Below are 14805 nucleotides of genomic sequence, written 5' to 3'. Positions count from 1 at the left end.
GACACAGTCTGCCATTCCCGCGGCGGTAGATTCGGTGCATGCGTGAGTTGCCGGCGGGCCCTGATGCGGTCGTGCTCGACTTCTCGGCCGACGAGTCCCCGTCGGCCGCAGTGCTCGACGCGACGGTCGCCCTGCGTGATGCGGTGGACCGAGGAGAGTTGCCGGAGATCGCCGACCTGGTGCCGAGCGCGCACACATTGTTGGTGCAGGCCCGGCCCGGTCGCGGCGTCGACGAACTCGGTGTGCGGCGGGCGTTGCGCCGCCGACGTTCCGGTGTCGATCGCGGTACCGGATCTGCCGATGAGATCGTGATCCCCGTCCATTACGACGGCGAGGACCTCGCGGATGTCGCTGACACACTGGACATCTCGGCCGACGAGGTGATCGGCCTGCACTGCAGCACGCGCTGGCGAGTGCAGTTCATGGGCTTCGCACCAGGGTTCGGATATCTGGTCGCCGACGGGCCGACACCGCACCCGTTCGACGCGGTGGGCAGGCGCGCGGAGGCACGTCCACGCGTTCCGGAAGGTGCGGTGGCGATCGCCGCCGGTTACAGCGCTGTCTACCCGAAGGCGAGTCCGGGTGGATGGCAGTTGTTGGGCCGCACCGATGTTCGCCTGTGGGACGAGAAGGCCGACCCGCCTGCACTGTTCGCGACCGGGCGGATCGTGCGGTTCGTCGACGCCGGGACGGGCCACCGCGGATGACCGCTGTCACCGTGCTCGCGACCGGCCCCCTCGCGACCTTCCAGGACCTCGGCCGCCCCGGCTACGCGCATCTCGGGGTGCCCGCGTCCGGCGGCGCGGATCGCGGCTCGCTGACCTTGGCCAATCGTCTCGTCGGCAACGACGAATCGGCGGCCACGATCGAGACGACCCTCGGCGGCCTGCGCATCCACGCGCACGGCGACGTACTGGCCGCGGTGACCGGAGCCCACACCGAGGTGCGTCACAACGGCATTCCGGTCGGACTCGCCGCGACCGTCGTGCTGCACGAGGGTGATGAACTGGCCGTCGACCCACCGGCGTGGGGACTGCGCAACTACCTGGCGGTCCGCGGCGGGTTCGACGTCGAGCCGGTTCTGGGGTCTCGGTCGACCGACACCCTGTCGGGGCTGGGGCCTCCGGTGCTCACCGCGAACGTGACCGTGAAGGTGGGTCGTGCCGCCGGCGAATGGCCCCCGGTGGAGTCGGCGCCGTCGAACACCACGCATCCGCGGGTCGTCGTACTCGAGGTGGACGAGGGACCACGCGCCGAGCTGTTGGCGGTTCCCGCGAATCTGCGTTCGGGAACGTGGGTCGTCGGCGCAGACAGCAACCGCGTCGGCGTGCGCATCGACCGCGCCTCGGGATCGTCGCACCCCCTGCTGACGCATCGGGAGGACGCCGGCGAATTGCGTTCGGAGGGCGTCGCACACGGGGCGGTGCAGGTGCCGCCGAGCGGGCGGCCGGTGCTGTTCCTCGCCGACCATCCGGTCACCGGCGGTTATCCCGTCGTGGCCGTTCTGACCGATGCCGCGGTCGATCTCGCGGCTCAGCTCGTCCCCGGTTCGGAGGTCCGCTTCCGGCGGCGATAGCGTCCGGCGCTCAGGTTTGGGACCGCGGACGGCAGGGAACGCGGGGGACGTCCCCGAATGGAGGTACCAACGTGAGCGATCCTTCAGTGAACGACCTGTCGACCGTGCAACTCATCGAGCGCCTACAGAGTCAGACGACAACCCTGGTCAAGACCGAGTTGCAGCATGCGGTGGCGGAGATGAAGGGCAAGGGCACCCGGATCGGAGTCGGCGCGGGGATATCCGGCGCGGGCACCCTGCTGGTGCTGTTCGGCCTCGGAACATTGGTCGCGGCCGCCGTCCTGGGCTTGGCCAACGCGGTTCCGGCGTGGCTGGCCGCGGTGATCGTCGGCGTGGTGCTGCTGGTGATCGGCGGAGCGGCTGCGGCCATCGGTGCGAAGCGTGCGAAATCGGCCGTCCCGCCCGCCCCCGAGCACACCGTCGAAAGCGTCCAGCGCGACATCGCAACCGTGAAGGAGCACCTGTAGATGAGTGACACGCAACCTGACCGGAACCCGGCCGGCGACCCGCCGCTGGTGGAACAGCAGCGCGAGGAACTCGCCGAGACGGTCGATGCGCTGGCCGCGAAGCTCGACGTTCCGGCCCGGGTGAACACGGCTGCCGCGGAGACCGCCCACACCGCGAAGGTGAAGGCCGAGGAGAACCGGACGACGCTGATCGGCGTCGCGGTGGCCGCGGTTCTCGCGATCGGAACCGTCATCGTCGTCAAACGCCGTCGCCGCTGACCCGACTCACAAGGAGTTACGACATGAGTGCCGTGTCCAAGACGTTCTACAAACCGCTCTCCCTGGCGACGAGCGTGCTCGGCGGTATCGCCGCCGGGGCCGTCTTCGGTCAGATCTGGAAGCGGATCTCCGACGACGCCGAAGCCCCCGACCCCAAGGACCTCGAACGCAGCAATGTCGAGGTCTTGGCCGCCGCTGCGCTGCAGGGACTCGTCTTCGGGCTGGTCCGCGCGGCCGTCGACCGGGCCGGAGCACGCGGCTACAAGGCGGTCACACACGAGAACCCCGACTAGGCGAATGGTTGACACCCACCTGAGACGAACCTAGGGTTCTGTCTCATGACTGAGGTACTGAACGACGCACAGAACACCTGTCCCGTTCACGCCACCGACTCCGGGCCGGCCGGGGCCGACTGCCCGGCCGGGCACTCCCCTGATGCCCAGTTGTCGGAAGACGGCTACGAGATCAACGCCTCGGGAGTCAAAGCCGCGCACGAGTACGAACCGCTCGGTCCGGACTCGCTGACCTGGCAGATCTGGGGCACCTGGACCGGCATGTTCCAAGGGCTGTGGGCCGGCTCGATCCAGAACATGCACCCCAAGCTGGGTGCGGCCGTCTGGGACCACTCCGACTTCTTCGGCGAACGCTGGCAGCGCCTCATGCGGTCGCTGTACCCGATCAGCGGCGTCGTCTTCGATTCCGTCGTCCCCGGCGCGCAAACCGGTCTCGAGGTGCGCGACTACCACAAGACGGTCAAGGGCACGATGGAGGACGGATCGCGGTACCACGCACTCGATCCCGATGTCTTCTACTGGGCGCACGCGACGTTCTGGTACGGCAACGTCCGACTGTGTGAGCGGTTCGGACCGTTCCTCACCGAGGATCAGAAACGTCAGCTGTTCGAGGAGTCCAAGGCCTGGTACGCGCAGTACGGTGTCTCGATGCGCCCCGTCCCGGAGACCTACGAGGATTTCCTCGAGTACTGGGATTACATGTGCCGCAACGTTCTTCGTGACCACGTCTCGGTACGCACCGTCCTCGACATCACCCAGCTGCCGCCGCCGCCGTTCCTGAGCTTCGTCCCGAAGTCGGTCTGGGACCGCTACCTCGTCCCGCAGAACCAGAAGCTGTTCATGTGGCTGACGACGGGTTTCTACGACGAGCCGATCCGCGAGATCCTCGGGCTCGAGTGGACTGATGCGGACGAGCGTCGATTCCGCCTGCTGGGCAAGGGCATCAACCTCGTCATGCACAAGATGTTGCCGAAACGCCTCCTGCGCCACCCGCGGCCGCGCGACGCCTGGGACCGCGTCAACGGCAAGGTCGCGACGGACGCACCGATCGTCCACACGCCCAAGCGCAACCTGCCGCCGCTGGACCAGCGCGACAATCCGATGCACTACTGCCCGGTGACCGCCGCTCGTCGGGCTACCTATCCGACGGTGCTGACCTCGGACTGAGTCCTTCACTATTGTCGTCGGGGGCGGTTCCCGCTCACGAGTTCCGTTGCCGCTCACGCCCTTCGTGTGAGCGGGAACGGACTGAGTGAGCGGGAACTGTCGTCTACTGCTGTCCCAGTCCCCGACGCATCGCGTGCCGCACTCGTTCCGCCTCCCGCTGGGCGTACGGGTTCGGCCGTCCGGCCCGTGATCCGGCGAGTTTGGCACCGATGTGTTCCCCGACCGTGATCGGCGAATACCGGCTTCCCGCACCGACACACGACGGCAGGGTCGCGATCATCGCGTCGATGTTGCCGTCGTGGAAGTACGCGGCGGAGCGTCGACGTTCGATCGAGCCGTCGACGATCGGCGGTTTCACCCGATGCAGCGTCGACATCCACCGCTCATTGGTCCAGCGGGCCATCAGGTCCCCGAGATTGATCAGCAGTGCACCGTCTTCGGGACTGACGTCGTGCCATCGCCCCTGACGGTCGAGAACCTGCAGACCCTTCACCTGGTCCGCCCACAAGACGGTGACGATGCCGTAGTCGGTGTGTTCCCCCATTCCGGTCAGCTCCCCGTCGAGTTCGATCTCGCCGGGCGGGAGGGCGTAGTTGTTCATTCGCAGGACGTCGAGCGAGTGGTCGGTGAAGCCCTCGAAGAAGTCGGCAGGAAGGTCGAGGGCGTCCGCGAAGATGCGGGTCAGGGTGTGCGCGACGCGTCGTGCCTCGGCGAAGTACGCCGACACCGCCGCCTCGAAATGGTCGACGGCCGGCCACGTGTTCGCGGCGTAATGGTCCTCGGGAAGGGCGAGGTCGGGGTACTCGCGGGCCTCGACGCCGACGTTGAACGCCTCGAAGAAGTCGTTCATCCGGTCCGCCTGCTCGACGCCCAGCGACAACGACAAGGACTCCGATCTCGGTGGCGCATAGCCGCGATTGATCTCGGGTGGCGTGCGGTAAGCCTTCTTCACCTCGAGTGGCAGCGCGAAGAAATCGTCCATGACCGCGGTGAATTCCTCGATGACCGCCGACGGGATCTCGTGGCCGACGATCTGCATGAAACCCACCGAGCAGGCGGCGGCGTCGACCTTGGCCGCGACGACGGCCCGATCGGCGGGGTCACCGTTGCGGATGTAGGGCGAGATGTCGATGATCGGCACTCCGAAACCCTCGGTGGCGGCGGTCATGGCGTCAATGGTGACACCGAAACGCCGAAACCGCTGGCCAGGGGTCGAACAGGTCAGGTGCGCTGACCTGCCCGGTACTGGACGAAGGCCGGGATCAGCAGCGCCGCGATGATCGTCGCGATCACCACCGCGACGCCACCGAAAGCCGTTGCCGCCGCGACGCCGATCGATGCGGCGGCGGTGCCGTGCGCGACGTCGGCGATGCGGGGTCCGCCGGCGACCACCACGATGAACACGCCCTGCAGGCGTCCGCGCACCTCGTCGTTGGCCGCCGCGAGCAGGATGGTCTGCCGGAATGCGGCCGACGCCATGTCGGCGGCACCGCCGATCATCAGCAGCACCACCGCGACGACGAGCATCGGCATCGTCGAGCCGTCGGCGAAGGACACCGCGATGCCCGTGCCGGTGATCGCCAGGCCCCAGATGATGATGCACACGACGACGGCCAGACCTTGCCGTTCGACGCGCGTGACCCAGCCCGAGAAGATGCCGCCGACCACGGCGCCCGCCGAGATCGCGGTGAACAGCAGGGCGAAGGCGATGCCGCCGCCCTCGGGCCCGCCGAAGTTCTCGTGTGCCATCTGCGGGAAGAGCGCACGGGGCATGCCGAAGATCATCGCGATGAGGTCCACGAGGAAGGACGCCATCAGGATCTTGTGGCCGGTCAGGTATCGGAGACCTTCGATGACCGATCGCAGGCCCGCGACCTTCGGTGCCGCGTCGCTCTCGGGACGCAGCGACGGCAGCATGACGACCGCGATCAGTGTCGGCAACAGCAACAGGGTGTCGGCGAAGTAGAGCCACGAGTAGCCGAGGATCGGGATCAGCGCGCCACCGACGAGCGGCCCGGCGATCGCGCCCGCCTGCATGACCGTCATGTTCAGCGACAACGCCGCGGGGAGGTCCTTGGCGTCGATCAGGCGCGGCAGCACCGCCGTTCGTGTCGGCTGGTTCACCGCGAAGAACGCCTGCTGAACGGCGAAGAGCACCAACAAGATCCACACGTTGTCGCCGCCGGCCGCGGCCTGCGCCCAGAACAGCAGGCTGCAGACGATGAGGCCGATCGTGGTGACGACCAGCAGTGTCCGACGGTCGACGACGTCGGCGAGCGCACCGCCCCACAGCCCGAACACGACGAGCGGGACGAGCCCGAACACGCCGGTCAGACCGACGTACGCAGAGCTGCCGGTGACCTCGTAGATCTGCGCGGGCACCGCGATGATCGTGAGCTGGGCCCCGATGACCGTGACGATGTTCGCGATCCACAGCCGTCGGAAATACCGGTTCCGCAGGGGCGTCGTGTCTGCGAGGAGCCGTGACATTTTCACGATGCTAGGAGGCCCCTCGGGTGTGACCTCCGTCCGGTCCGCCGGGCCGCCACGAACCCCCGGGAATCACCAGTGGACCCGTCTCAGGGCTGCAACCGCTCGATTCGCCATTCGTGGTCGACGTGGGTGAGTCGCACCCGGTTGTGCAGGCGGTTCGCCCGCCCCTGCCAGAACTCGACCTCCACCGGCTCGATGCGATAGCCACCCCAGTCCGACGGGACGGGGATCTCGTCGCCGGCGTCGAATCCGCCGTACCGGTCGGCCAGATCGGCGGCCTTCTGTTCGAGTTCGAGGCGGCTGCCGATCGGCCGGGACTGATCCGACGCGGCGGCCGACAACTGCGAGCCGCGCGGCCGGAGCTCCCAGTAGGCCTGTGTCTCCTCGGCGCTGAGATGTTCGACGGGACCGCGGAAATGGACCTGACGCTCCAACGCGATCCACGGGAATGTCACGGATGCGTAGGGATTGTCGGCCAGATGCCGACCTTTGTCCGACTCGTAGCCGGTGAAGAAGACCACCCCGTTGGCGTCGACACCCTTGCACAGCACGGTGCGGGTCGACGGCCGACCGTCGGCGTCGGCGGTACCCAGGACCATCGCGTTGGGCTCGGCGATCCGGGCGTCGAGCGCTTCCTTCAGCCAGACACTGAACAAGTCGAGCCACGGCGGGTCGCCGCGGAGCCAGCTGGGGTCGAGGTTCTCGCGAATTCCGTCTGCTCCCGCCGCGCGATCGCCCTCTCCGATGTTGGGCGGAATACCTCCGCCGTAGCCGACGCGCATGTTCGGCAGATCAATCGGATCGAGCGGTTTCTCCAACACTCGCCTGAATTTACTCCGCCGACATCGTCACTCCCTGATACACGCGGGGTGTCGTGCTGATCTACAGTTCGATCTGGATCGACGCACGTGATTGCAGGACACAGTTGTCTGGAGTGAGGTGGTTGTCATGGCCAACGCGGTTCCCGAGGATTTCGTCCCAGGTCTCGAAGGCGTGGTGGCTTTCACCACCGAGATCGCCGAACCCGACAAGAACGGCGGCAACCTGCGTTATCGCGGCGTCGACATCGAGGATCTCGTCGAGAACAAAGTGACCTTCGCCGACGTCTGGGCACTTCTCGTCGACGGCAAGTTCGGCGACGGACTGCCCCCGGCCGAACCGTTCCCGCTGCCCATCCACACCGGTGACGTGCGCGTCGACGTGCAGGCCGCACTCGCGATGCTCGCCCCGATCTGGGGTTATGAGCCGCTCCTCGACATCGACGACGAGACCGCTCGCGAAAACCTGGCCCGCGCATCGGTGATGGCGCTGTCCTACGTGGCGCAGTCGGCTCGAGGCATCCATCAGCCCGCGGTCCCGCAGCACGTCATCGACGAATGCTCCACCGTCACCGAACGGTTCATGACCCGCTGGAAGGGCGACCCGGACCCCAAGCACGTCGCCGCCATCGACGCCTACTGGGTCAGCGCCGCCGAGCACGGCATGAATGCGTCGACCTTCACCGCACGAGTCATCGCCTCCACCGGCGCCGACGTCGCCGCGTCGCTGTCGGGAGCGATCGGCGCCATGTCCGGACCGCTCCATGGTGGTGCGCCGGCCCGCGTGCTGCCGATGATCGAAGAGGTCGAGAGCACCGGTGACGCACGAGGATTGGTGAAGGGAATCCTCGACCGCAAGGAGAAGCTGATGGGCTTCGGGCACCGCGTGTACCGCGCCGAGGACCCCCGGGCCCGCGTGCTCCGACGCACCGCCCAGGAACTCGGGGTACCGCGTTTCGAGGTGGCCGCCGCGCTCGAGCAGGCCGCGCTCACCGAACTTCGCGAACGACGCCCCGACCGCGCGATCGAGACGAATGTCGAGTTCTGGGCCGCGGTCATCCTCGACTTCGCCGAGGTCCCGCCGCACATGATGCCCGCGATGTTCACCTGCGGGCGCACCGCGGGCTGGTGTGCCCACATCCTGGAGCAGAAGCGCCTCGGCAAGCTGGTCCGCCCTGCGGCGATCTACACCGGCGCCGCACCCCGCCGTCCCGAGGACGTCGCCGGCTGGGGTGATCTGGTGAAGCCGGGGCTTTAGCCGCCGCAGCAACCGACTGCCCGTTACTGTCGCGCGCTGGCGGCCAGGAGAACCCGCTCAACGTCGTGGCCATCACGTCCTGCGGAGGCCCAGTCGCCTTCTCGGAGTCGAACCCGCAGAGCGGTTAGGTATTCCTCGATCAGTTCGTCGAGACGATCGAACGGATCGTCGGATCTGAAAAGCACGATGAGATTCAACGGCCACCCGACGCCGCCTGTGGATGCCTCTCAGCCGGCCGGCCTGCGGCATCGTAAAGTCTTGCGTGGGTAACGCCGTATGCACGACGTTTGGGGGAGAAAGTGAGTGGGGAATTCACGGTCGACGCCGGTGCGATGGACAGCATCGCCGGGGCGCTCGAGGGTATGTCGGCTTTCATCGAATCCGCGCCGAGCCCCGACCTGTCCGCCGATGTGGCAGCCGCGATGCCGAACTCTCCTCTGGTCGCGGCAACAGCTGACGCAACCAAGATGGTCAAGCAGTCCAAGACTGCGGTGTCGGGGCAGTGGGAGACCTTCGCCTCTGCGGTTCGCGCCGCTCGCACGATCGCCGAGAGCGCGGACGAGGGGAATGCGACGAAGTTCCAGAACTTGTCGACCCTCCCCGGCATCGAGTTCCCACAGTGAGCGATGCGCTGCCGTTGACCAAGGCGATCATGGATTCGTGGAACCCTTGGGACATGGCGGAGCATTCTCTGACAACTCTTGCCACTGACATCCGTGAGAATTCCGTTGCGGCTCACTCAACCGTCGATCAGATGCCGAGCACCTCATGGGAGGCCAGGCGCGAGACGCAGCGAATTGGCGTGCCGCCGACCAAGCCTCCTGGGCGAAGAAGGTCGCGGACGGTGTCGACGATCTCCAGGTGGCGCTCACCGACGCCGCCGAGGCGATCAGTACCTCGCAGGCCGTCGTCAACGGCGCGCTCCTAGGCGCAACCCTGCAGCGTTGTTTCCTGGTGAGCGACACCGATCCCACCTGGGCGATGCGTTATGTCCCGAAAGAGGACGACGACCTGACTCCGGCAGAGATCGCCGAGCGAGAACGTCAGATGACCAGCTTCGTCAAATCCAAGGCCGACGAACTGGCGACGACGGCGGCCGACCACGCCGCCCTGATCAAGGGGGCCGTCGATGCGCTCAACACCGTCGCACCGCCGGCGCTGACCATCAGCGCGCAGGACGGTCGCCGGGACGCCGACCTGGCCGAGAACGGCTGGACCGACGAAGAAGCCGCGTTCGTCGGCCGCAACCTGCGCGCCGCCGGACTCTCCGAAGATCAGATTCAACAACTACTCAACGGCGAGAAACTCACCGACGTCCCTGCGGGAGTGCAGGAATACCTGCACATGTTCTACGGGAACCTGGACTCCGACGAACTGTTCAGCCTGAAGTCGAAGTTCGACGGCATGGAAACGCCTGACGGCGCTTCATGGTCCAGGGCCCTCGGCCAAGGTTTGGTCACGCTCTCGAACGAGAACGTCGGAAACAACGCCGGTTATCAGTACCTACCGTCGTGGGTTCGCGACTGGTCGGAGAATTACAACTCGAACGACGGCAAACGGATCCGCGACATCGATGTCCCACTCGCTGGACTCATCGGCAACAGCGGATCCGCGCCTCCCGGGGAACGGTTCGGCACCGAGCTCATACGGAAGGCGGCCGGAGGCGCGAGCCGAAGCGCCGAGGACAGCGGCCTCCTGGCACCCGAAAGCAATTACGGCAACCTACACGATGTTCCGGACGCCGCACGATCGAAGTACGAGGAAACGATCCGTCGTTTCCTAGATGTCGGCGGTCGAAGCCAGGTTGCGGCGACTGCGTTCCTCACCGGCGAGTACGCCGATGGGACAGCGCTTGTCGACTTCGACCGCGACGACATGGTCGGCTACGCCTTCAGGCACGACTGGAATGACGGGGGCGCTGCCGCGGGGAGCCTGGTCGACTGGATTCGCGATTATGGGGGAAGCGGGAATCCGACCAACGTAGCGCTCGCAGACCGTGCGTTCAGCGGGTTGTTCGATTGCACGACGTCCACCGGCGGAGACAACACCTTCTCCGATCTGATGAACGCGAATTCCTCGGGTGATGCGATCGGAAAGATCAACCCGCACCTTGCGGGAGCCCTGCGAGAGGCTTCGCTCCCATACCTCAACATCCTCGCCGGTGGTGATTCGGCCGTGTACGGCCACTCCGGATTCGATCCGGACATCCCACCCGATGAGATGCAGCGTCGAACCGCGCGACTGTTCACGCTGATCGCCAGCGACAACACATACGGTGAGCCCACGGCCGAGAATCCCGATGGGACGGGCGCTGGAGCAGACCTGTACCGAGACATCCTCGACCAAACCGTTCGTAACGGCGCCACCGCCGGCGAACTGGCGGCCTCAGAGCCTCACCGCGCTCGTTCACTAGCCGAGCTCAGCGCAAACCTGAGGGCGCTGGGGCAGTCCGGTCTGTATGGCGCCGAGTACGACCTGCAACGTGATGAGGATGCCAACACAGACGAGCGGAACGATGCGAACACCAAAGTCCGGAACATCGTCAGTTCTGCGTCGGCGGGCTTGACTGCTGTTCCTCACCCTGCCGCAATCGGAGTCGGCGCCGCTGGGACTGCCGCTACCCCGTGGCTCCTTCCCGCCGAATCACCCGGGGACGTCCCGTTTCGACCTCCGACAGTCGCTGGCGGCGGTGGCACCGCAGCGGAAGACGAGATGCACCTGGTCTATGGCGCCCTGCGCGGGCTCGAAATTGCGCCTGAACCAGGCGCCCTCGCGGAGTCTTGGTATCGCGAAGACGGACAACTCAAGCCACTCGCGCACATTCTCTCCGAGCACAAAGGTGACAGCGGCGAACTGCTGAGCGCGATGGAACGCGCTCTCGGCGATGACGATCTGCTGGAGTCACTGCGGGCTGGTACGAGTACTGGAAACCATCAGGGACGGATGAACTTCGACCCCACCGACCTGACAACTATGACGACATGATCCTGAATGGCTCAGATTAAATGACAATCAGACGGACCGCCTCAGTCCTCCTCGCCGTCTTGACACTTGCGGTAGCCGGTTGTTCCACTGCGAGCACCCCCGCCGAGAATGCGTTCACATCAGCGAAATCGACAACGCTGAGCACTGTCGCCCCTCAGGACTACCAATACCCCGCCGGCCTCGCCGGACCCTACAGCGTGGTCTGGTCAGCCGCCGAACCGATCGACTTGCACAGCAGGCCCGCCGAGCTGGCACGCGCATACCTGGAGTCCTGTCAATTGTCGGTGTTCGGCCGTCCGAACGTCTACCCGGGCGCAGTCGCCGCGGCCCCCGAACCCAGCCTCGAGAACCAAGTCGGTTGCCTCTACGCCACGAAACGACCCGAAGCCACGTTTCCGGCCTACTACGGCACCTTGTATGCACGCATCACAGAACTCATCGTGTCCGACAAAACCATCTCAGCGGGGGGCTGCTACACCAGAATCGGGCGCGCCGAAGTCGAGACACATGAACCCGACACCACCTCTGCCACCGCGCAGGAATTCAGTTTCACCGCCGACCTGCCCGACGGGTCAATCGACTCCAGAAGGAACGTGAACCGGACAGCTCGGCCGGGGTCGGGTACGCGCGCACCCCAGTTCGACGTCTTCTACCCGTGGAAGTTCCGCGCTGTCCCCTGGGGCACTCCGCAGCCTGCCGAGGGTCCGCCCAACAATCGTGATTGCGCCCGATGGGCAGCATCACTCGTCGACCAGGTCCCCGCCTTTTCCGGACAGAAGCCCTTCACCTCGACCGGCCGGAGCGCAACCCTGACACCGAGGATGTTCGGCGAGCGAGGTTTTCCGACCTTCCCTCAAACCCCGGCCTGGCCCTCCCCCTAGCCTCCACAGAGTCGCTGGTTCCAGTGCAGCAGCGCCAGTTCTAGCTGGCGCATCTATGCTCAAGTCGCGATTCTGCGGGAGCGGCGGAGATGTGGACAACGCCGGAAACCCTCCACAACCAGGCCCGACACGACGGCAAGACGCGGAGGTCGGGGCACCATCGGACCCATGACCTCCGACAACCCCGTCGTGCGACGATCCGCACTGAGCACGGTCCTCGGCAACGAGGAACTCAAGCTACGGCAAGACGAGGGGACCCTGACCAGCGTCTGGCGCGGCGCGGTACATCTCGGGCCGACGCCCGACGACGCGACCGAGAAGTACCGCCTCACCGTCATCGGCGCCGCGACGGTCGGAGGCGAGCAACGCGTCGTCAGCCATCAGTCAGCCGCTGCGCTGCACGGCATTCCACTCCTGCGCCCCGATCTGACGAAGGTCCACTTCACCACTGCCAAGACCGGCCGGGCCGGCGCGAAGATCCACCTTCACCGCCACAAGCTCCTGCCCGAACACGTCACCGTCGTCGACGGCGTGCGGGTGACGACTCCGGCACGCACGGTCGCCGACATCGCGCGACGGGGCACCTTCGAACAGGCCGTGTGTTGCCTCGACAGCGGACTGCGGCTCGGCGTCGATGCCGCAGACCTCGGCGAGCTCGCCGCATCTGCAACCCGGATGAAAGGCGTGGCCTGCCTGCGTCGGGCGCTTGCCGTTGCTGATGGGAGGTCGGAGTCCGTCGGGGAATCATTCAGTCGCGCAACGATGCTCACCCTCGGTATCCCTCCGCCCGACCTCCAGGTCACCGTCCTCGACGACGCGGGCCGGTTTGTCGCACGCGGCGACTTCGGTTGGGAGGACAAGGTGATCGGCGAGTTCGACGGAAGGGTCAAGTACTCCGGACAGTTCGGGACGTCGGCGTCGGAGACGGTCTTCGCCGAGAAGCGTCGCGAAGACGCGATACGACGGACCGGACGCATCGTCGTGCGCTGGACCTGGGACGACCTGCTGAAGCCCATGCACTTTCGAAAGCTCATCCTCGACGCCCTGCTCGACGCCAAGGTGTTTCCGGCGCCCACAGAATCTTGACCTGCAATCAGAAGCGCGAGTTCCATCCAGCGCCCCTGGGCGCAAGTAGCGATTCTCGGGAAAGACAAGCCCACACGTGCCCGAAATCGGCGAATCCCCGGACGGCCGGGATCGCGTAAGCCGAGGTGGCCCGAAGGTGGCCTCCGCCACAACCCTAGAATTGACGCCATGAGCGATACCGCAACCGCACCCATCACCCTGCCCGCCGACCTGCTGCCGTCGGACGGCCGCTTCGGTTGCGGACCGTCGAAGGTGCGCCCCGAGCAGTTGCAGTCCCTCGTCGACACCGGCGCATCGGTGTTCGGCACCAGCCACCGGCAGGCACCGGTCAAGAACGTGGTCGGCTCGATCCGTGAGGGTCTGGCCAACCTGTTCTCGCTGCCCGAGGGCTATGAGGTCGTCCTCTCCAACGGCGGCACCACCGCCTTCTGGGATGCCGCCGCGTTCGGCCTGATCAAGCAGCGTTCGCTGCACCTCACCTACGGTGAGTTCTCGTCGAAGTTCGCGACCGTAGCCAAGAAGGCGCCGTTCCTGGACTCGCCCGCGGTCATCTCCACCGATCCCGGCACCGCTCCCGATCCGGCCGCACTGACCGCTGACGATTTCGGCGGCGTCGACCTCATCGGATGGGCCCACAACGAGACCTCGACCGGCGTGTCCGTGCCGGTCGTGCGCCCCGCCGGCTCCGACGACGCGCTCATCGCCATCGACGCCACCTCGGGTGCAGGCGGCCTGCCCGTCAACGTCGCCGACGCCGACGTCTACTACTTCGCGCCGCAGAAGTGCTTCGCCTCCGACGGTGGCCTGTGGGTCGCGCTGATGAGCCCCCGCGCCCTCGCCCGCGTCGCCGAGATCGCCGAGACCGACCGCTGGTGCCCCGAGTTCCTGTCGCTGCCGACCGCCGTCGACAACAGCAGCAAGAACCAGACCTACAACACCCCCGCAGTCGGCTCGCTGCTGCTGTTCGCCAACCAGATCGAGTGGATGAACAACAACGGCGGCCTCGACTGGTGCGTCTCGCGCACCGCCGATTCGAGCTCGCGCCTGTACCAGTGGGCCGAGGCCAGCGAGTACGCGACGCCGTTCGTCGCCGAGCCGGCCAACCGCAGCCAGGTCGTCGGCACCATCGACTTCAACGATGACGTCGACGCCGCCGCGGTCGCCAAGACCCTGCGCGCCAACGGCGTCGTCGACACCGAGCCGTACCGCAAGCTCGGCCGCAACCAGCTGCGTATCGGCATGTTCCCGGCCATCGATCCCGAGGACGTCACCAGGCTCACCAACTGCATCGACTACATCGTCGAGCGCCTCTGAGCTCGGCCAGAACCAACCGTCACCGGCGCGTCGCACCTTCGGGTCGACGCGCCGGTGGCGTTCGGGCCAGCGGGTAGCCTGGACAACACAGACCACATACGACGCACCCATCGCTGGTGTCGCAGCGGCCCCACGGGTTCTGAACTGCGGTTTTACCGCGTGTCCCACAGTGAATCGGCAGATCGGTGAGTTAATGTGACCCCAATGCG

General features: G+C 66.4%; 15 protein-coding genes. 12 read left to right on the top strand and 3 right to left on the bottom strand.

The window, feature by feature from the left end; all coding sequences use genetic code 11:
- Positions 1-38 precede the first annotated feature (38 nt).
- From GKZ92_RS06085 to GKZ92_RS06060, 6 genes are all read left to right on the top strand, one after another.
- Positions 39-707: a 5-oxoprolinase subunit B family protein gene (locus GKZ92_RS06085; protein WP_006361231.1), complete on the top strand. Its 669-nt coding sequence runs from the start codon at positions 39-41 to the stop codon at positions 705-707.
- Positions 704-1576, top strand: a complete 873-nt coding sequence (locus tag GKZ92_RS06080) for a biotin-dependent carboxyltransferase family protein (RefSeq protein ID WP_035750965.1) — start codon at positions 704-706, stop codon at positions 1574-1576. The genes GKZ92_RS06085 and GKZ92_RS06080 overlap by 4 nt, the downstream gene beginning before the upstream one ends.
- A 71-nt stretch (positions 1577-1647) precedes the next feature.
- On the top strand, positions 1648-2043 hold the full coding sequence (locus GKZ92_RS06075; RefSeq protein WP_035750963.1) for a phage holin family protein: 396 nt from the start codon (positions 1648-1650) through the stop codon (positions 2041-2043).
- Positions 2044-2301 (top strand): DUF3618 domain-containing protein, encoded by a 258-nt coding sequence (locus tag GKZ92_RS06070; RefSeq protein ID WP_006361234.1) that lies wholly within the window; start codon positions 2044-2046, stop codon positions 2299-2301.
- A 23-nt stretch (positions 2302-2324) separates the two neighbouring features.
- Positions 2325-2594, top strand: a complete 270-nt coding sequence (locus GKZ92_RS06065) for a DUF4235 domain-containing protein (RefSeq protein ID WP_006361235.1) — start codon at positions 2325-2327, stop codon at positions 2592-2594.
- A 45-nt stretch (positions 2595-2639) separates the two neighbouring features.
- Entirely contained in the window at positions 2640-3761 is a 1122-nt protein-coding gene (locus tag GKZ92_RS06060) for an oxygenase MpaB family protein (RefSeq protein ID WP_006361236.1), read from the top strand.
- 103 nt (positions 3762-3864) lie between these two features.
- On the opposite strand, the gene GKZ92_RS06055 is transcribed toward GKZ92_RS06060, so the two are convergent.
- From GKZ92_RS06055 to pdxH, 3 genes are all read right to left on the bottom strand, one after another.
- Entirely contained in the window at positions 3865-4938 is a 1074-nt protein-coding gene (locus tag GKZ92_RS06055; protein ID WP_035751328.1) for an isopenicillin N synthase family dioxygenase, read from the bottom strand.
- 44 nt (positions 4939-4982) lie between these two features.
- Complete coding sequence (locus GKZ92_RS06050) at positions 4983-6251, bottom strand: MFS transporter (RefSeq protein WP_035750961.1); 1269 nt, start codon at positions 6249-6251, stop codon at positions 4983-4985.
- Positions 6252-6340: 89 nt separating this feature from the next.
- Positions 6341-7036: a pyridoxamine 5'-phosphate oxidase gene (pdxH, locus tag GKZ92_RS06045; protein WP_281430958.1), complete on the bottom strand. Its 696-nt coding sequence runs from the start codon at positions 7034-7036 to the stop codon at positions 6341-6343.
- A gap of 166 nt (positions 7037-7202) precedes the next feature.
- Between pdxH and GKZ92_RS06040 the strand changes: the two genes are divergently transcribed.
- The 6 genes from GKZ92_RS06040 (at position 7203) to serC (ending at position 14596) form a co-directional block, all read left to right on the top strand.
- Entirely contained in the window at positions 7203-8330 is a 1128-nt protein-coding gene (locus GKZ92_RS06040) for a citrate synthase 2 (RefSeq protein ID WP_075863655.1), read from the top strand.
- Positions 8331-8629: 299 nt separating this feature from the next.
- Positions 8630-8953 carry an invasin gene (locus GKZ92_RS06035; RefSeq protein WP_081724778.1) on the top strand — a complete coding sequence of 108 codons (324 nt, stop codon included), beginning with the start codon at positions 8630-8632 and terminating at the stop codon, positions 8951-8953.
- Positions 8954-9191: 238 nt separating this feature from the next.
- Complete coding sequence (locus GKZ92_RS06030) at positions 9192-11315, top strand: TPR repeat region-containing protein (RefSeq protein ID WP_230461910.1); 2124 nt, start codon at positions 9192-9194, stop codon at positions 11313-11315.
- Between the two features lie 197 nt (positions 11316-11512).
- Positions 11513-12196 (top strand): hypothetical protein, encoded by a 684-nt coding sequence (locus GKZ92_RS06025; protein WP_230461909.1) that lies wholly within the window; start codon positions 11513-11515, stop codon positions 12194-12196.
- 168 nt (positions 12197-12364) lie between these two features.
- Positions 12365-13282: a type IV toxin-antitoxin system AbiEi family antitoxin domain-containing protein gene (locus GKZ92_RS06020; protein WP_042378529.1), complete on the top strand. Its 918-nt coding sequence runs from the start codon at positions 12365-12367 to the stop codon at positions 13280-13282.
- A gap of 168 nt (positions 13283-13450) precedes the next feature.
- Positions 13451-14596, top strand: coding sequence for a phosphoserine transaminase (serC, locus tag GKZ92_RS06015; protein WP_075863653.1), 1146 nt, complete (start codon positions 13451-13453; stop codon positions 14594-14596).
- The last annotated feature ends 209 nt before the right edge of the window (positions 14597-14805 follow it).

The organism is Gordonia sp. 135, assembly GCF_009720185.1.
GTDB classification, from domain to species: Bacteria; Actinomycetota; Actinomycetes; order Mycobacteriales; family Mycobacteriaceae; genus Gordonia; species Gordonia alkanivorans.
The sequence above is the reverse complement of the archived record's forward strand: the minus strand, read 5'-3'. Positions and strand labels throughout refer to the sequence as shown.